The organism is Hoeflea sp. EC-HK425 (assembly GCF_902498795.1).
Lineage (GTDB): Bacteria > Pseudomonadota > Alphaproteobacteria > Rhizobiales > Rhizobiaceae > Hoeflea > Hoeflea alexandrii.
Genome location: NZ_LR701572.1, coordinates 3,045,384 through 3,063,205 on the forward strand (window position 1 = coordinate 3,045,384; position 17,822 = coordinate 3,063,205).

A 17,822-nucleotide genomic window follows, 5' to 3' on the forward strand; every position below is an offset into this window, starting at 1 on the left:
ACAAACATGAAAAGACGCGACTTCATCAAATCATCGCTCACCGTGGCCGTTGCCGGCGCGCTCTCGGGCACTGCCCTCACCTCGGCCTTCGCCGCAGGCCCGATCAAGGTCGGCATCCTGATCCCGCTGTCGGGCCCGGCAGGTCTGTTCGGCCCTTCCTCGCAGAACTGCGCCCAGATGGCCGTTGACGAGATCAACGCTGCCGGCGGCATTCTCGGCCGCCAGATCGAACCGGTGTTCGCCGATGTCGGCGGACCTCCGGCGGACGCCACCCAGGCGGCGCTGAAACTGTGGAAGGGCGAAAAGGCCGAAGCCTTCATCGGCATGCATGACAGTGCCGTGCGCGGCGCGCTGACCAACCTGTTCAAGGGCCAGGTGCCCTATATCTACACCCCTGTCTATGAAGGCGGCGAGTGCGCAGCCGGCACCTATGTCATCGGCGAGACGCCGGACCAGCAGCTGGCGCCGGTGATTCCGTGGCTTGCGGCCGAAAAAGGCGCCAGCAAGTGGTACCTGATCGGCAATGACTACAACTGGCCGCGCGACACCAATGCAGCCGCAAAGGGCTATATCGAAGCCTCGGGCGGCGAAGTCGTCGGCGAGGAATACCTGCCTTTTACGGCTGATAATTTCGATTCCAACCTCGCCAAGATCAAGGACACCGGCGCCAATGCGGTGCTGATCACGCTGGTCGGCGGCGCGTCGGTCGGCTTCAACCGGGCGTTTGCCAGCTTCGGCCTCTCCGACAGCGCCATCCGTCTTGGTACGCTGATCGAGGAGAACACCCTGGCCGGCATCGGCGCGGAAAACTCGAAAGGGCTCTACTCCTCGGCCGGTTACTTCGCCTCCATCGACACGCCGGCCGCCAAGGCCTTCGCGGAAGCCTATGCCGCGAAATTCGGCACTGATGCGGCAGCGCTCAATTCGCTGGGTCAATCCTGCTACGAGGGCGTGCTGCTTCTGAGCGCGCTGGCCGGCAAGGCGCAATCGCTCTCAGCCAGCGATATCGACGCGATCGCGGAAGGCGCGACCTATGAGGGGCCGCGTGGCGCGGCGACGATGTCGAACCGCCATGTCGCCAAGGACATCTACCTGGCCGAGGCGGACGGCACCGCTTTCAAGGTGGTGCAGACCTTCGCCGATGTCGATCCCGGCAACAATTGCGGCTGAGGATCGGCAAGGGCGATGGATCTCGTTGTCACCTACGGGCTTAATTTCGCCTATTCCACCGCAACCCTGGGACTGATCGTCCTGGGGCTTGCGGTGGTGTTCGGCCTGCTCGGCGTCATGAACATGGCGCATGGCGAGTTCGTCATGCTCGGCGCTTACAGCGCGCTGATGGTGCAGCAGGCCGGGTTGCCGTTCGTGCTGGCCATCCCACTTGCGGTGATCGTCTGCGGCGCGATCGGCTGGCTGATGGATTGGTCGGTGATCCGTCATCTCTACCGGCGCCCGTTCGACACGTTCCTGGCCACCTGGGGGATCGCTATCCTTATGCGCAAGGGCGTCGAGGTGACCTTCGGTCGCGAATACCAGAGCGTCGACCAGTCGCTGCCCGGCACGGTCAGCCTGATGGGCATCGATTATCCCGCCTACCGGCTGGTGCTGATGGCGGTGATCGTCACGATGTTTGCCTTACTGTTCGTCTGGTACCAGCGCTCCAACACCGGCGCCCGGATCAAGGCGATGGTGCAGAACCCCGACCTTGCCGCAGCCGTCGGCATCAATACGGCGCGGCTGTCGCGCGCGACCTTCGTCACCGGCGTCGCCATCGCAGGGCTGGCGGGCGTGCTGCTGGCGCCGCTGGTGCGGGTCGAACCCTATATGGGGCTCGATTACCTGCTTTCCTCCTTCTTCATCCTGGTGGTGGGCGGGCTGGGTACGCTTGAGGGCCTCATCATTGGCTCGAGCATCATCGGCGGCGCCGATGTCGTCATCTCCGCCATTTTCGACAAGACCGCCGGCTATCTCGGCGTGCTTGCGATCTCCATCCTGTTTTTATGGTTGAGGCCCGATGGCATTTTCTCGCGCCGCTAAACTCACGCTCGCAGCCCTGCTTCTGGCGTTTCCGTTGCTCTCGGACAGCTTCACCGCCTACCAGCTCGGGCTCTACCTGCTCTACGGCATGGTGGCGCAGGGCATAGCGCTCTGTTGGGGGCGCGCCGGCTTCCTGCCGCTCGGGCAGGCGCTGTTCTTCGGCATCGGCGCCTATCTCTCGGGTGCTGCGCTGAAGGCGGATCTGGGCTGGGCGCTGCTCATTCCGGCCTTCGCCGTCGCCTGCCTGGTGCCCGCACTTCTGGCCGGGCTTGTCGGTGCGCTGGTGTTCAACCGGCAGACCGGCTCGGGTCCCTATTTCTCGCTGATCACGCTGGCGCTGTCGATGCTCGGGTTCCAGCTTGCCAATTCCCTGAGCGGGATTACCGGCGGCTTCAACGGCATGACCGCAATTCCCGGACTGCCCGGCGTCGATACCTACGAGACGCTCTATTTCGTCATTGTCGGCGTGCTGATTGCATCAACACTGGTGCTGGCACATTTGATGCGGGCGCCGTTCGGGCAACTGCTGATCGCCATCCGCGAAAACGAGGAGCGGCTGCAGTTCTTCGGTTTCCGCACATCGATGCTCAAGGCCGCGGCCTTCGCCATCAGCGGCGGCATCGCCGGTCTCGCAGGCGTGCTCTACGCGCCGCACCAGGGCATTGTCACGCCACAGGCGGTGGGCTTCGTGCTGTCGGCGGAGCTCTTGATCTGGACGGCCGTCGGCGGCCGCTTCGGCCTCATCGGCCCGGTCGCCGGCGCGGTGCTGATCGGTTTCATGGCAGCAGGCCTGCGGGACTCGTTCCGCTATTGGGAAGTGGCCGTTGCACTGGTGTTCATCATCGTCGTGCTGAAGATGCCGGGCGGTATCAGCGGGCTGTTTTCAGCCGCGATATCCCGGATTGGCGGCGAGAGGCCGTCGCGAGGATCAGGCACCGCGCCTGTGATGCTGGCCGGGAAAGAGCATCGCGCTGTGCCGGACCTGCGGTTCGATGGTGTCGGCGTCAGCATGGGCCCGGTGCGGATCCTCAACGGTTTGAGCTTTTCCATATCCCGCACCGGGATCCACTGCATCATTGGCCCGAACGGCGCGGGCAAGACCTCGGCGCTCAACGTGCTCACCGGCCGGCTTCCGCTCGGGGCCGGCGAGATCAGCTGGCGCGGCGTGTCGCTCGGCAACACCCGGCCCTTCATTGCCGCGCGCAACGGCATCGGCCGCAAGTTCCAGGTTCCGTCGATCTTTCCGGAACTCAGCGTCCGCCAGAACATCGAGATCGCGCTCTGGGCGAACCGAATCGGCACGACGGAAATGTTCTCGATGCGGCCCTATGGCTGGACGACGCAGATGCTTGGCGAACTCAAGACCCGCTTTCCCTTCCTCATGCAAAGCGACAAAACGGCGGGCTCGCTGTCGGTGGGCCAGCGGCAGATGCTGGATTTCTCGATGACAGTTCTGGCCGAACCGGACCTGGTGCTGCTCGACGAGCCCTGCGCCGGATTGTCCGCCGACGAGACCCGGCAGATGATCGAGGCAATCGCCGCGATCGCCGGGGAGACAAAGGCCACCTTCATCATCATCGAGCACGACATGCAGGTGGTGAAGCGCCTGTCCGACCACGTTCTCGTCATGCACCAGGGCGCCCTGCTTGCCAACGGAACCATGACCGAGATCCGCGCCAACGCCGATGTCGCACGCGTCTATTCGGGAGGCAGCAAATGAGCGCCGCACCTCTCCTCTCGATCGAAAAACTCACCGGCGGATATGGCGAGATCGTCATCGTCACCGACCTCTCGCTCGGCTTGTCGCAAGGCCAGGCGCTGTGCGTGACAGGCCGCAACGGCGTCGGCAAATCGACGCTCGCGCGGCTTGTCACCGGGTCGCTCATGCCGGCATCAGGCCAGGTGGTATTTTTGGGAGAGGATCTCACCTTCGCACCGGCGCATGGCCGCGCCAGGCACGGCATGGGCTATGCGCCGCAGGAAGGCGTGGTGTTCGATACGTTGAGCGTTGCCGAGAACCTGACGCTGCATCACCGCGACCGCTCGCTGGAACGCTACAAGGAGCTTTTCGCCATGTTCCCGCGGCTGCCGGACCGGCTCGGCCAGCGCGCCGGAACCCTTTCGGGCGGCGAAAAAAAGATCCTGTCCTTCTGCCGGGCGCTGGCGGAGGACACGAAGCTGGTGATCCTGGACGAGCCGACCGAAGGCGTGCAGCCGGAAAACATCGCGCTGATGGCCGAAGCGATCAACCGGGCGAAAGATGCGGGTCGCGGCTTCCTGATCATTGAGCAGAATTTGAGCCTGGTCGAGGCGGTGGCGGATCAGGCGGCCCTAATGGATCACGGCGAATGCATCTACACCCATTCCGGCACGATCAATCTTCGCGCGGAACTGGCGGAACGGCTCAAGATCTGAACCGGGATCTACAGAATGAAAAAGCGGCCCCGTCCGTGAGGACGAGGCCGGCCTGTTTTCAACAACGCTGAGACGTGACGATCAGTTGAAGTCGTCGGGCAGCAATTCGGCAGGCATGTTCTGGTAGCAGACCGGACGCAGGAAGCGGCGGATCGACAGCGTGCCGACCGAGGTCGCGCCGAAATTGGTCGAGGCCGGATAGGGGCCGCCGTGCACCATGGAATTGGCAACTTCGACGCCGGTCGGGAAGCCGTTGGCCAGCAGCCGGCCCGCCTTGCGCTCGAGCACCGGCATCAGCGCGCGGCCGTTTTCCGTGTCGCCTGCATCAAGGTGCAGGGTGCAGGTGAGCTGGCCGTGGAGGCTTTTCGCGACCTGCATCATCTCGTCGAAGCCGGAGACCCGGACGATCAGGCCGAGCGGTCCGAACACTTCCTCACCGAGGATCTCGTTGTCGAGCCATTCCTTGCCGGTGGTGGCGAACAGATACGGCGTGGCGTTGCGCAGATCGCAGGTCGAGGTCAGCAGTTCCTGGATGCCGGTGACGCCGGCAACCCGGTCACGACCGGCGCGATAGGCCTGGGCGATGCCGTCGGTCAGCATGGTCTGGGCGCCGACCGGCGAGAGTGCCGCCGTCGACGCTTCGACAAAGGCGTCGGCCTCGGGGCTGTCAATGATGACGGCAATTCCGGGATTGGTGCAGAACTGGCCCGCGCCCATGGTCAGCGATCCGGCCCAGCCCTTGGCGATCGCCTCTCCCCGTGCCTTGACCGCCTCGGGCAGCAGGAACATCGGGTTGACCGAACCCAGTTCGCCAAAGAACGGGATCGGCTCGGGGCGCTGGGCGCAGAGGTCGAACAGGGCGCGGCCGCCGGCGAGCGAGCCGGTGAAGCCGACGGCCTTGATCAGCGGATGCTGGACCAGGCTCTGCCCGACGTCGCGCTTGCCGCCCTGAATCAGCGAGAAGATGCCCGGATGCATGTCGAGCTTTTTGAGCGCCGCGTCGATGGCCTGGGCGACGATTTCGCCGGTGCCGGGATGGGCCGAATGGCCCTTGACCACGACAGGGCAGCCTGCGGCCAGTGCGGCAGCGGTGTCGCCACCGGCGGTGGAGAAGGCGAGCGGGAAGTTCGACGCGCCGAAGACGGCCACCGGGCCGATCGGGCGCTGGATCATGCGCAGGTCGGGGCGCGGCAAGGGCGCGCGGTCAGGCAGAGCCTCGTCGTGGCGGCGGTCGAGATAGTCGCCCTTTTCGATGTGGCTGGCAAACAGACGCAACTGGCCGGTGGTGCGGCCCCGCTCGCCCTGGAGGCGGGCTTCGGGCAGACCCGATTCCGATGTGCCGATGGCGGTGATCTCTTCACCACGCGCCTCGATTTCGTCGGCAATGGCATTGAGCAGCGCTGCGCGCTCGGCGCGGCTGGAGTAACCGAAGCTCCAGAAAGCTTCTTCCGCAGCCTTCACCGCCGCATCGACGTGGGCAGGCGTGCCGACCGAGAATTCATGGACATCGCCATGCGCCGGTTCACTCTTGAACGTTGTCTCACCAGCAACCCAGTTTCCGGCAATCAGATGTTTTCCAGTCAGCATGTCAGTCTCCAGTCAAATAAGATTTCGCGCGGCGAGGTTCCGCATAAAAGAGGCGACCCCGAATGTCCATTCCGGGCACTCTGTCGACAGCCGGACCGTGTTGGTCAGATTGCCAAGCCGAGGCGACGAAATGGTGACGACATCGCCGATCTTGTGGGTAAATCCCTCGCCCGGCGTATCACGATCCTGAGTCGGTGCGAACAGCGTGCCGAGGAACAGCACAAGCCCGTCGGGATACTGATGATGGCGGCCCAAAGTCTGGGCAACCAGATCGGCCGGGTCGCGGCTGATCTGGTTCATGAAGGAATGGCCCTTGAGCACGTAGCCGTCCTCGCCGGTCACCGTCAGGTCGAGTTCGGCCTCGCGGACGTCATCAAGGGTGAAAGCGTCATCGAACAGACGGATCATCGGGCCGATGGCGCAGCTCGCATTGTTGTCCTTGGCCTTGCCCAGAAGCAGTGCCGAACGACCCTCAACATCGCGCAAATTGACATCGTTGCCAAGCGACGCGCCGACGATGCGTCCTTTCGACGACACCGCCAGAACGATCTCCGGCTCCGGATTGTTCCATTTCGAAACCGGATGGAGGCCGACCTCCGCGCCGGGGCCAACCGAGGACAGCACCTGCGCCTTGGTAAACACTTCGGCGTCCGGACCGATGCCGACCTCGAGATACTGGCTCCACAGCCCCTCGGCGATCAGCGCCGCCTTGACCTGGGCGGCTTCGTCGGAACCGGCCTTGATGTTGCGCAGCGAGCCGCCGATGATGTCGCCGACGCGGGCGCGGATAGCTTGCGCCTTCTTCGGATCGCCCGCGGCTTTCTCCTCGATCACCCGCTCGACCATGGACGAGGCGAAGGTCACCCCGCAGGCCTTGACCGCCTGCAGATCGCACGGCGCCAGGAAATGCGGTCTTGCCAGATCGCCGGCAGGATTGGCGGCCAGCGAAGCCAGATCGCCAACGCTCTTGCCCCGCGCCTCACGCACATAGGCTGCGGGATCGTCCATTTCGCAGATGTCGCGCACGCTCGGGGCCTGTTTCGAGGTGATGTCGACGATCTTGCCGGCGCGAAGCGTAACCACCGACGGCCCCTGGACCTCCGGCGACCAGATGCGGCCGATGAAAACGCCATCGTCAGGCAGGTTGAAGTCGGTCATTTCGGTAATCCCCCCAGATGCAGAAAGCAGCGGTGATGTTTCGGGCAGTTTGGCTCGAGCCGCAAGCCTGTGCCGACGAAAATGGCGCCGGAGATATCCCGGCGCCGCACTTTCAGACGTTTTAGCTGTGCCTCAGGCCTTGCCGACCTTCTGGCGCTGCTGGCCCAGTCCCTCAATACCGAGCTCGATGATCTCGCCGCCCTTGAGATAGGTCTGCGGCTTCTGGCCCATGCCGACCCCGGGAGGCGTTCCGGTGGAGATGACGTCGCCGGGCTGCAGGCTCATGAACTGGCTGACGTAGCTGACCAGATGCTGGACGCCGAAGACCATGGTCCTGGTGGAGCCGTCCTGGTAGCGGTGGCCGTCGACTTCGAGCCACATTTTGAGGTCCTGCGGATCGGCAACCTCGTCGCTTGTGACGAGCCAGGGGCCGATCGGTCCGAAGGTGTCGCAGCCCTTGCCCTTGTCCCAGGTTCCGCTGCGCTCGATCTGGAATTCGCGCTCGGAGACGTCATTAACGACGCAGTAGCCGGCGACATGATCAAGCGCGTCGGCCTCATCGATATAGACGCCGCCCTTGCCAATGATGACGCCAAGTTCGACTTCCCAGTCGGTCTTGACCGATTTGCGCGGGATCAGGACCGTATCGTTGGGGCCGCAGATGGCGCTGGTGGCCTTCATGAAGATGACCGGCTCCTTGGGCACCTCGGCGCCGGTTTCGGCGGCGTGGTCGGAATAGTTCAACCCGATGCAGATGAACTTGCCGACCTGACCGACACAGGGACCGATGCGGCCATCGTCCAGCACCGGAAGTGTCGACAGGTCGATTGCGGCGATCTTCGCCAGGCTATCGGGCAGCAGCGCGTCACCGGCAATATCACCCACGACGGAAGAGAGATCGCGGGCCTTGCCATCGGCATCGAGAATGGCGGGCTTTTCCTGTCCGGGGGCGCCAACGCGAAGCAGTTTCATGATGTTCGTTCCTTGTGTCTGTTGAAAGCGGTCAGGCGACCGCAGCCTGTGACGGCGTGAAGGTGTACTGGGTTATGGATCTGGCTTTCATCTCGATCGAGAAGCCGGGCGATACAGGCGGCATGTAAGCTGCATCGCGAATGACGCACGGGTGCAGGAAATGTTCGTGCAGATGGTCGACATATTCGATTACCCGCCCCTCCATTGTGCCGGATATGGCGACAAAATCAATCATCGAGAGATGCTGGACATATTCACAAAGGCCAACGCCGCCGGCATGCGGCCATACTGGAAGTTCGTACTTCGCCGCCATCAGCAACACCGCCAGCACCTCGTTGAGCCCACCCATACGGCAGGCGTCGATCTGCACCACATCGATGGCGCCGCCGACGATCATCTGCTTGAAGATGATGCGGTTCTGGCACATCTCGCCGGTCGCCACCTTGACCGGCGTAATCGCCTCGCGGATGGCCTTGTGGCCGGCGATATCGTCCGGGCTGGTCGGTTCCTCGATGAAGAACGGTTTTGCAAAGGCGAGCTGTTTCATCCAGTCGATGGCCTCGCCCACCTCCCAGACCTGGTTAGCGTCGATCATCAGGAAGCGGTCGGGACCGAGTTCCTCGCGCGCGATCCTGAGCCGGCGGATGTCGTCCTCAAGATCGCGGCCAACCTTGAGCTTGACGTGATCGTAGCCAGCCTCGACCGCTTCTCGGCACAGCCGCCGAAGCTTGTCGTCGGGGTAGCCGAGCCATCCCGCCGAAGTGGTGTAGCTGGGGTACCCGGTCGCTTCGAGGCTCGCGATCCGCTCCGCCTTGCCGGGCTCTGCGCGGCGGAGGATGTCGAGCGCCTCGTCGCGGGTGATCGCGTCGGTGAGATAGCGGAAATCAATGATGGAAACGATCTCCTCGGGGCTCATGTCGGCGACGAGCCGCCAGACCGGCTTGCCCGCCTGCTTGGCGAGCAGATCCCAGACCGCGTTGACCACGGCGCCGGTCGCCAGATGGATGGCGCCCTTGTCCGGCCCGATCCAGCGCAACTGGCTGTCGGAGGTGACACGCCGCCAGAACCGGCCGGGGTTTTCGCTGATCCAGTCGAGATCCAGGCCGACGACGAGATGGCGCATGGCCCCGATCGCGGCGCAGCAGATGTCGTTGCCGCGGCCGATGGTGAAGGTCAGGCCGTGACCTTCCAGACCCGGAGTATCGGTCTTGAGCACCACATAGGCTGCCGAATAGTCCGGGTCCGGATTCATCGCATCGGAACCGTCGAGGCTCAGCGATGTCGGGAATCTGAGATCGTGGGTCTCTAGGCCGGTGATTGTGGTCACGTGATCTGTCCCGGTTCTGCTCTCAGATGGTCCAGCCGCCATCGATGGCGTAGGCCTGACCCGAGGTGTAGGTGGCGTTTGCCAGGTAGACCGCGAGGTCGGCGATTTCCTCCGGCGTTCCGAGCCGGCCCATCGGCTGGCGGGCGATGAAAGCTGCGCGCGCGGTCTCGTAGTCGCCCTGCGCGCGCATGCGCTCCTGCAGCGACGGGCTTTCGACCGTGCCGGGGCAGATCGCGTTGCAGCGGATGCCCTGGCCGACATAATCAGCGGCCACCGACTTGGTAAGCCCGATAACGGCGGCCTTGGTGGTTGAATAGGCAAAGCGGTTGGGCACGCCCTTGATCGAGCTTGCCACCGAGGACATGTTGACGATCGCGCCGCCGCCGCGCTCGATCATCGCCGGCAGTACCGCGCGGATGGTGCGGATCATCGAGCGGACATTGAGATCAACCGCGAAGTCGAAATCCGCGTCGGGCATCTCCAGGATAGATCCTGCGTGAACGAAGCCCGCGCCGTTGAAGAGCACATCGACCGGACCGATGGCGGCAACCGTGGCGACAATGTCGGCATTGTCCAGCACGTCGAGGCGGCGGGTCTCTATGCCGGTCATGCCGCCCATTTCGGCCAGCGTGGTTTCATTGATGTCGGTCGCGATGACACGCGCACCGGCTGCCGCGAAAGCGATTGCCGTCGCGCGGCCGATGCCCTGGCCTGCGGCTGTCACCAGTACCGTCTTGTCCTTGACCCAATCTGCCATGTTGTCTCCCTAGGTTGCCGCTCAGGCGGGCTTGTTATTGCGTTCCACGATATAGATGTGATCGGCGACCAGCACCACATCGCCATGCTGGTTGACGACCTCGGTGCGCTCGAACACGCGGCCCATATCCTTTCGCTTCGGGTCGTCCTCCTTGGCGGCAATGGTGGTGCGGGTGTGGATGGTGTCGCCGATGAAGACAGGCTTCACAAAGCGCAGCCGGTCATAGCCATAGGAAAACGCCACCGGGTTGATCACACTCGCCGTCAGCCCGACGCCGATGGAAAACACCATGGTACCGTGGGCGATGCGCTGGCCGAAAGGTTGCGTCTTCATGAACTCGGCGTCCATGTGGTGCGGGAAGAAATCACCGGTGTGGCCGGCATGGACGACGAAATCGGTCTCGGTGATGGTGCGCCCGTAAGTCGTGCGCTGGCTGCCGATTTCATAGTCCTCGAAATAGGTGGTCTGTTCCATACTCAGGGCCTCTCTTGCAGCGGGGTCGCGGGTGCGGCCGATGACCGGTAGGCCGCCTCGACCAGCGCCATAGTGTTCCAGGCATCCTCGACGGAGCTGACAAGTTCCGCGTCCTCACCGGCGGCAAAGCGCTGCAGATTGGCCATGCGGCCGACAAAGGCATCGGGGAACCAGGACCCCTGCAGCGGCACCGCTATCCAATCGTCGGCGCCTTCGGGCCGGACTTCGAGTATGTCGGGCTCTCCGCGGGGATAGTCGAGATTGACGCCCAATTGCAGATAGGCCGCGCCCTTGGTGCCGCAAATCCGGAATTCGCAGGCCTGGTGCCTGCGGCCAAAATCATGGTCATGATTGATCGAGAGCGCGCAGCGCATCCGGTCACCGTAATCGAGAATGGCGCTGGTGCGGGTCTGGGCGACATCGTGGCTGGGGTGGCCGATGGATTTGGCGTGAACGCCATCCGGGTCGCCGAGCAATTGCCGGATCAGATCGAGATAGTGGATCGAGTGCATGGCGATCTCGATGCGCGGCAGGCCCTTGAGGAAAGGCCATAATTGCCAGGGCGTCGCCAGTGCCAGCCAGGCGTCGAAATCGACGACCTCGCCGAGCCAACCTTTGGCGATGGCGTCTTTGAGCGCCAGCATCATCGGGGCAAAGCGCAGCTGGAAATTGACTGCGGCCCTGAGCTTCTTCTCGCGGCAGATCCGAAGGATCTCGGTCGCAGCCGCGAGGTCGCTGCCCATCGGTTTCTGGATCAGCACGGCGGCGCCATCGGGCAGCATGCGCAGGACACCGACATGAACGTTGGGCGGCGTTGCGAGATCGAACACCGCGCCAGGAACCGCAGCCGCTTCTTCGGCCGAAGCATAGGCCGTGATGCCCCACTCGGCCGCGAGCTTCTGCGCCTTTTCCGTATCGGGATCATAGAGGCCCGCAACCGGAAAACCCGCCTTGCGGTAGGCCGGAAAATGCGCGTCGCCGACGATGGAGCCCGCGCCGAAGGTGACGATCGGGCTCGGATCGGAAGGCATCGGCCAGGATTGCTGCAGGGTGGCGGGGTCGAAGCTGTCAGACATGACGGAACTCCACGGCTGAACTGCTCCTACAACGCCCCCTCACCAACTTCGGCCAAGGGCTCGCCTTGCTCGCCCGGCCTTCGTATCCTTTCCCACGAGGGGAGAGGCAGAGCTCCAGCGAGATCGCGATTTGAGTATCCTCTCCCCTCGTGGGAGAGGATAGCAAGCCCGCATGAGACGCAGTCGAATGCCTGGGCGCGCTTGGTGAGGGGGAATTCCCACCCCTCGACAAAATCTCAGTCATGATGGAACACCTCCTCCATCATCGCCCACCATTCCCCGTCCTTGCGTGTCTCCAACGGCGTCTGGCAGGGCATGCAGACGTCCCACCATTCCTGCGTTCTCGGGTCGGCCGCCATCTTCGCCGCATCGGCCTCGAAATCCGTGCCGTGATATTCCCAGTAGCCGAACAGCAGATTTTCCGGCTCCCTGAGGAAGATCGAGTAGTTGCGGATGTTGCACTTCGAGATCATGTCGAGGATGTCCGGCCAGACGGCCGCGTGCAGGCGCTTGTACTCGGCGACCTTCTCCGGCTTCAGGCCGATGACCATTCCCATTCGCTGCATGGCTCAGTCCCCGCTTTGCGTGATCACGGTGGTGAATTCGGCGATGCTCTTGCCGCGCACCGCGTCCCAGTCCCAGTCGATGCCGATGCCCGGTTCGGATGGCGCATAGGCGTGGCCGTTCTCGATCCGCATGCGGCTTGAGGTGAGCTCGTCGAGCTGCGGAATGTATTCGACATATTTGCCGTTCGGCACCGCGCAGGTAAGGCTGACATGCAGTTCCATGAGGAAATGCGGGCAGACCGGAATGTCGAAGGCTTCCGCTGCATGGGCCACTTTCAGCCATGGCGTGATGCCGCCGATGCGGCCGACATCGACCTGGACGATCGAGCAGGCGCCCTTCTGCATGTATTCGCGGAAATGGCGGATCGAATAGAGCGATTCCCCGACTGCGATGGGCGTCGAGGTCGAACGCGACAGCCGGACATGGCCATCGATGTCATCGGCAGGCAGCGGTTCCTCGAACCAGGCCAGATCCAGCTCGCGCAGGCGGTCGGCCCGGCGGATTGCCTCATCGATGGCAAAACCCTGGTTGCAATCGGTCATGATCTCGTAGCCATCGCCGACGGCGGCGCGGACAGCGGAAAGCCGGGCATGGTCTTCAGATCCGTGCGGGCGTCCGATCTTGACCTTGGAGCCAAGGAAGCCTTTCGCCTTGGCCTGAACGGCGTCCTCGACCAAGGCTTCCGTCTCGATGTGCAGCCAGCCTCCCTCGGTGGTGTAGAGCGGACATTTTTCCTTGGCGCCTCCCGCCAGTTTCCAAAGCGGCAAGCCCTGCTTGCGGGCCCGCAGATCCCAAAGAGCGGTGTCGATGGCGGCAAGTGCAATCGCGGTGATGGCGCCGATGGTTGTGGCGTGGGTGGCGAATTCGAGATCGTGCCAGATCGCCTCGATCATGTCGGCATCGCGGCCGATCAGCCGCGGCGCCAGATGGTCGGCGATAAGGCGCATCACCGACGAGCCACCGGTGCCGATGGTGTAACTGTAACCGGTGCCGGTGGCGCCGTCTGAATCGGTGATGGTGACGATCGGGGTTTCCTGGCTGACGAAGCTCTGGATCGCATCGGTGCGCTTGACCTTGGGCACCAGGTCGACCATCCGCAGTTCGACTTTTTCGATACGGGCCATCAACCTAGCCCCTCAGACTTTTTTCGGATTGCGCATCAAACAAATGCGACTGGCTGAGATCGAAGCTCAGTTCCACCTTGTCGCCCGACCTCAGCGTCTTCGGATTGAGCATACGCGAAATCCAGTCCTGGCCGGCGAACTCGGCAAAGACCAGCGTCTCGTTGCCGAGCGGTTCGGTCAGCGACACCGGCACTTCGACGGCGTGGACTTCCGCCGCCTCGCCTGAATGAATGCCGTGGCCGGTCGGATAGAGGTCATCGGGCCTGAGGCCGAAGATTACCTTCTGGCCGGCGGTCACGCGGTCGCGGAACTGCGCGGGCAGAGGCAGGGTGTCGCCATTGCCAAAGATCAGCTTGCCATCGCCGACAACCGCGTCATGCAGGTTCATGGTCGGCGAGCCGATGAAACCGGCGACAAAGCGTGTGGCGGGCCGGCGGAATACCTCTTCCGGCGGTCCGACCTGCTCGATATGGCCGTCGCGCATGATGACGATGCGGTCGGCCAGCGTCATCGCCTCGACCTGGTCGTGGGTGACGTAGATGACGGTCGACTGGACCTTGGCGTGCAGCTTCTTGATCTCGGTGCGCATCTGCATCCTGAGCTTGGCGTCAAGATTGGAAAGCGGCTCATCAAACAGGAACACATCCGGGTGCCGAACGATGGCGCGGCCCATGGCGACGCGCTGGCGCTGGCCGCCGGAAAGCTGCGACGGGCGGCGTTCAAGCAGCTCTTCGAGCCCAAGCGTCTTTGCCGCGTCGGCGACCGCGCTGGCGATCTCGTCCTGCGACCGGCCGGCGATCTTCAATGAGAAGCCCATGTTCTCGGCCACCGTCATGTGCGGATAAAGCGCGTAGGACTGGAACACCATCGAGATGTTGCGCTGGCGCGGCGGCAAATTGTTGACCTCGCGGTCACCGATATGGATGTGGCCGCCGCTGATGGCTTCGAGCCCCGCGATCATCCTGAGTGTCGTCGATTTTCCACAGCCGGACGGCCCGACGAGGGCGACGAACTCGCGGTCTTCGACATCGAGATTGATCGAATGCACGACTTCGAGGCTGCCGTATTTCTTGACGAGGTTCTTGAGCGAAACGGTGGCCATGACTATCCCTTGACGGCGCCGGACGTCAGGCCGGACACGAGGTGTTTCTGGACGATGAAGGTGAGGGTCAGCGCCGGAATGATCATCACCACGGCAAGCGCGCACATGCCGCGCCAGTCGATGGTGAACTCGGAGGTGTAGTCGAGCAGGCCGACCGGCAAGGTCTTGGAGTTGGTCGAGCGCGTCAGCTGCGAGGCCAGCGCGAACTCGTTCCAGGAGATCAGGAAGGCGAAGATGCCGGCTGAAGCGATGCCTGACCGGGCCAGCGGAAACTCGACCTGCCAGAACGCCTGCCAGCGGGTGCAGCCATCGATCTGGGCGGCCTCGGCGAGATCGCGCGGCACCTGGCGGAAGAAGCCGTCGATGAGCCAGACCGTGAACGGCACGTTGAGCGCGACATAGGCGATGATCAGCCCGAAATGGGTGTCGATGATGCCGAGCTTGGCATAGACGAAGAACAGCGGCAGCGACAGGGCGATGCCTGGCACCGTCCGGGTCAGCATGAAGCCCAGGAAGATCGCGGTCTTGCCGCGAAACTGATAGCGCGCAAACGCATAGCCACCGGCCATCCCGATGGCGAGCGCGATCACGGTCGAGGTCACCGAGATGATGATCGAATTGCGGAAATAGTCCAGCACCGGGATGCCACCCTGGCCGACGCCCGAGAACATCGCAATATAGGCATCAAACGACAGGCTCTCAGGGATCCAGACCGGCGGCTTGGCCATGATCTCGACGGTGGGCCGGAGCGAGGACAGCACTATCCACAAGCCCGGCAGGCAGATGATCGCCATGGCGATGAACAGGCCGACAAGATGACCGATCTTGAGCGCCTGCTGCTTGAGACGGTTGGTCTGGTTCTCGTTCATGACTACCACTCCGCGCCGATCTGCTGGCGGGCCTTGGCGAGCTGCCGGAAGAACATCACCGTGAATAGGATAGACAGGAAGATCGCGACGTAGGCCATGGCGTTGGCGAGCCCCATCCGCGCGTCCGAATAGGCGGTGCGCGAAATCAGCGTCCAGAGGATCTCGGTGCGTTTGGCCGGGCCGCCGTCGGTCATGATCTTGACGATGTCATAGGCCCGGGCAATGTCGAGCGAGCGGATGGTCATGGCGATGAAGGCGAACGGCATGATGAAAGGCCAGGTGACATAGCGGAAGCTCTGCAGCGGCGTGCAGCCATCGACCTTGGCTGCTTCCAGCGGCTCCTTCGGCATCGCCATCAGGCCAGCCAGAATGAAGATCGCGAACACGGAAGTGGAGGACCAGACCTCGGCGATCAGGATCGAGGTGAAGGCAAGCTTGCCGTCAATCAGCCAGGGGATCGCCTGATCGGTAAGACCCAGCGATTGCAGGGCGTTGTTGACCAGGCCGATATTGTCATTGAACATGAACTTGAACTGGAAGCCGACCAGGATCGGCGAGAACATCATCGGAAACATCATGATGGTGCGCAGCAGGCGCTGGCCGCGCGTGGCCTTTTCGACCAGCAGCGCCAGAAAAAGCCCCAGCACCATTTCGAGATTGAGCGCGATGGTCAGCAGCAGCACCGTGCGTCCGAATGCCGCCCAGAACTCCATGTCGGCAAACAGCCGCTGGTAGTTGCGGAACCCGATGAAGGTGTAAATCGTCTCCGGCCGGGTCAGCCGGAACGGCGTGAAACTCGAATAGAGTGACAGCAACAGCGGCACCACCACAACAGCCGCAAGCACGACAAAGGCCGGCAAAAGCAGCAGAACATGCGGCGCAGGCTTCCAGCCTCTCATCGTATCCTCGCATCACTTCGATTTGTGTAAGGTATCACGCGTCCGGCAGGCCGACACGATCCTGGTGGCGGAAAAGGGCGCGGACCGGCCGCGCCCTTTCCGGGAGGAGGCTGTTACAGCTCTCCGGCATCCTCGAGAATGGCCGTGGCCTTGTCGGCGGCGGCATCGAGGGCTTCCTGGCTTGTCTTGTCGCCAAGAATGGCGGCCTGCAATTCAGGATAGACCGCGTTGGAGATCTCGATCCAGGACGGCGACTGGGGGACCGGATAGGCGCCATTGGCCGCTTCCTGGAAGGCTTCGAGCACTTCCTTGCGATAGGCATCGTCCTTGGCCTCTTCGATCACCCAGGTCCAGACCGCATCGCGCGTGGGCAGCGGGCCGGCTCCGGCTTCAAGCTTCTGGCTGTCCTCGTTGGTGAGGAACCAGACCAGGGATGCCGCGGCTTCCTTGTTCTCGCAGCTTTCGGTGACGGAGAAACCGTGATGACCCGACCAGCCGGTACGTGCGCCCGACGAGCCCTTGGGCGGCGCCACGACGCCGACATTGCCCGCCACCTTGGATGCGCCCGGATCGTTGAAGAACCCGGCCCAGCCCGGCCAGTCAAGGTTGAGTGCGACGGTGCCCGAAGCGAAGCCCTGGCCGAGATCGTCCCAGAGATAGTTGGTGGTTCCGGCAGGAACCGCCTTGGCCTTGTAGAGCTCGACAAACCAGTTCAGAGCCCGCACCCCGGCCTCGGAATTGATTGCAGGCTTGCCGTCGGCGTCGAGATACTCGCCACCTTCGGCGCGCAGCATTTCGTAGAAGCGGCCGTTGATTGCTTCTTCCTTGCCTGCATACTGGGTGCCGTAGAAATCCGGCGGATTGGCAAAGAATTCGGCCTGGTCGGTGACCTGTTCCCAGGTGTCCGGCGGGCTCAGGTCATAGCCATATTTTTCCTTGAACTTCGCCTTGTTGTCTTCGTCGGCGTAAAGGCTCTTCTGATAATACATCGCCGAGACGTCGAACTGGGCGCGCGGCAGCATGACCAGCTTGCCGTCAAGGGTGGAGGCCGCAATGTTGGCATCGACGAAGGCATCGATTTCCGCAGCGGGCAGAAGTGCGTTGAGATCGGTGTAGATGCCGGGATACTGCGGCGCGAAGGACGAATGGTTCGACCCCACACACCAGCTGATCGCGCCAACTGCGATGTCGGACTTGATTTCCTTGTCGAGCTCGAAGTGGTTCTTCTTCGAAATGACATTGACGGTCGCGCCGGTGGCGTTCTCCCATTCGCTGATGCGCGAATAGAGGTTCTCATACTGCTGACCGCCGATAAGCTTGGCATCGATGGTCACGCCTTCGAACTTGCCGGGCAATTCCTGGGCAAGTGCAGTTCCGCCGACCATCAATAGGACAGCGCCGGCCGATACGCCGGTCAATAGCTTGTTCATGAGCCTCCTCCCGAGACGTTTAAACTTT

Annotated in this window: 17 protein-coding genes; 4 read left to right on the forward strand and 13 right to left on the reverse strand. The window is 63.0% G+C overall.

The window, feature by feature from the left end; translation table 11 throughout:
* Positions 1-6: 6 nt before the first annotated feature.
* From SPHINGO391_RS17425 to SPHINGO391_RS17440, 4 genes are read left to right on the forward strand one after another with little or no spacing between them, the layout of a single operon-like run.
* On the forward strand, positions 7-1,170 hold the full coding sequence (locus SPHINGO391_RS17425) for a substrate-binding domain-containing protein (protein WP_152010026.1): 1,164 nt from the start codon (positions 7-9) through the stop codon (positions 1,168-1,170).
* A gap of 15 nt (positions 1,171-1,185) precedes the next feature.
* The gene (locus SPHINGO391_RS17430) at positions 1,186-2,037 is read left to right on the forward strand and encodes a branched-chain amino acid ABC transporter permease (RefSeq protein WP_152010027.1); all 852 of its coding nucleotides are present in this window, start codon (positions 1,186-1,188) and stop codon (positions 2,035-2,037) included.
* Positions 2,015-3,757 carry an ATP-binding cassette domain-containing protein gene (locus SPHINGO391_RS17435; RefSeq protein WP_152010028.1) on the forward strand — a complete coding sequence of 581 codons (1,743 nt, stop codon included), beginning with the start codon at positions 2,015-2,017 and terminating at the stop codon, positions 3,755-3,757. The genes SPHINGO391_RS17430 and SPHINGO391_RS17435 overlap by 23 nt, the downstream gene beginning before the upstream one ends.
* Complete coding sequence (locus SPHINGO391_RS17440) at positions 3,754-4,452, forward strand: ATP-binding cassette domain-containing protein (protein WP_152010029.1); 699 nt, start codon at positions 3,754-3,756, stop codon at positions 4,450-4,452. The genes SPHINGO391_RS17435 and SPHINGO391_RS17440 overlap by 4 nt, the downstream gene beginning before the upstream one ends.
* An 81-nt stretch (positions 4,453-4,533) precedes the next feature.
* Here SPHINGO391_RS17440 and SPHINGO391_RS17445 read toward each other — a convergent pair whose 3' ends face one another.
* The 13 genes from SPHINGO391_RS17445 to SPHINGO391_RS17505 all read right to left on the reverse strand — a co-directional run bounded on the left by SPHINGO391_RS17445 (position 4,534) and on the right by SPHINGO391_RS17505 (position 17,794).
* Positions 4,534-6,039: an aldehyde dehydrogenase (NADP(+)) gene (locus tag SPHINGO391_RS17445; RefSeq protein ID WP_152010030.1), complete on the reverse strand. Its 1,506-nt coding sequence runs from the start codon at positions 6,037-6,039 to the stop codon at positions 4,534-4,536.
* A gap of 12 nt (positions 6,040-6,051) precedes the next feature.
* Positions 6,052-7,197: a fumarylacetoacetate hydrolase family protein gene (locus SPHINGO391_RS17450; RefSeq protein ID WP_152010031.1), complete on the reverse strand. Its 1,146-nt coding sequence runs from the start codon at positions 7,195-7,197 to the stop codon at positions 6,052-6,054.
* Between the two features lie 132 nt (positions 7,198-7,329).
* Positions 7,330-8,169, reverse strand: a complete 840-nt coding sequence (locus SPHINGO391_RS17455) for a fumarylacetoacetate hydrolase family protein (RefSeq protein WP_152010032.1) — start codon at positions 8,167-8,169, stop codon at positions 7,330-7,332.
* A gap of 31 nt (positions 8,170-8,200) precedes the next feature.
* On the reverse strand, positions 8,201-9,496 hold the full coding sequence (locus tag SPHINGO391_RS17460; RefSeq protein ID WP_152010033.1) for an L-fuconate dehydratase: 1,296 nt from the start codon (positions 9,494-9,496) through the stop codon (positions 8,201-8,203).
* A 22-nt stretch (positions 9,497-9,518) separates the two neighbouring features.
* A complete protein-coding gene (locus SPHINGO391_RS17465; RefSeq protein ID WP_152010034.1) occupies positions 9,519-10,253 on the reverse strand; it encodes an SDR family oxidoreductase in 735 nt (244 codons plus the stop codon).
* A gap of 21 nt (positions 10,254-10,274) precedes the next feature.
* Positions 10,275-10,727 (reverse strand): MaoC/PaaZ C-terminal domain-containing protein, encoded by a 453-nt coding sequence (locus SPHINGO391_RS17470; protein WP_152010035.1) that lies wholly within the window; start codon positions 10,725-10,727, stop codon positions 10,275-10,277.
* Between the two features lie 2 nt (positions 10,728-10,729).
* Complete coding sequence (locus SPHINGO391_RS17475) at positions 10,730-11,803, reverse strand: Gfo/Idh/MocA family oxidoreductase (protein ID WP_152010036.1); 1,074 nt, start codon at positions 11,801-11,803, stop codon at positions 10,730-10,732.
* A gap of 236 nt (positions 11,804-12,039) precedes the next feature.
* Entirely contained in the window at positions 12,040-12,369 is a 330-nt protein-coding gene (locus SPHINGO391_RS17480) for an L-rhamnose mutarotase (protein ID WP_152010037.1), read from the reverse strand.
* A 3-nt stretch (positions 12,370-12,372) separates the two neighbouring features.
* Positions 12,373-13,494: a mandelate racemase/muconate lactonizing enzyme family protein gene (locus tag SPHINGO391_RS17485; protein ID WP_152010038.1), complete on the reverse strand. Its 1,122-nt coding sequence runs from the start codon at positions 13,492-13,494 to the stop codon at positions 12,373-12,375.
* A gap of 4 nt (positions 13,495-13,498) precedes the next feature.
* Positions 13,499-14,596 (reverse strand): sn-glycerol-3-phosphate ABC transporter ATP-binding protein UgpC, encoded by a 1,098-nt coding sequence (gene ugpC / locus SPHINGO391_RS17490; RefSeq protein ID WP_152010039.1) that lies wholly within the window; start codon positions 14,594-14,596, stop codon positions 13,499-13,501.
* A 2-nt stretch (positions 14,597-14,598) separates the two neighbouring features.
* The gene (locus tag SPHINGO391_RS17495; protein ID WP_152010040.1) at positions 14,599-15,465 is read right to left on the reverse strand and encodes a carbohydrate ABC transporter permease; all 867 of its coding nucleotides are present in this window, start codon (positions 15,463-15,465) and stop codon (positions 14,599-14,601) included.
* Between the two features lie 2 nt (positions 15,466-15,467).
* Positions 15,468-16,364, reverse strand: a complete 897-nt coding sequence (locus SPHINGO391_RS17500; RefSeq protein ID WP_152010041.1) for a sugar ABC transporter permease — start codon at positions 16,362-16,364, stop codon at positions 15,468-15,470.
* Positions 16,365-16,477: 113 nt separating this feature from the next.
* Complete coding sequence (locus SPHINGO391_RS17505; protein WP_152010042.1) at positions 16,478-17,794, reverse strand: sugar ABC transporter substrate-binding protein; 1,317 nt, start codon at positions 17,792-17,794, stop codon at positions 16,478-16,480.
* Positions 17,795-17,822 lie beyond the last annotated feature (28 nt).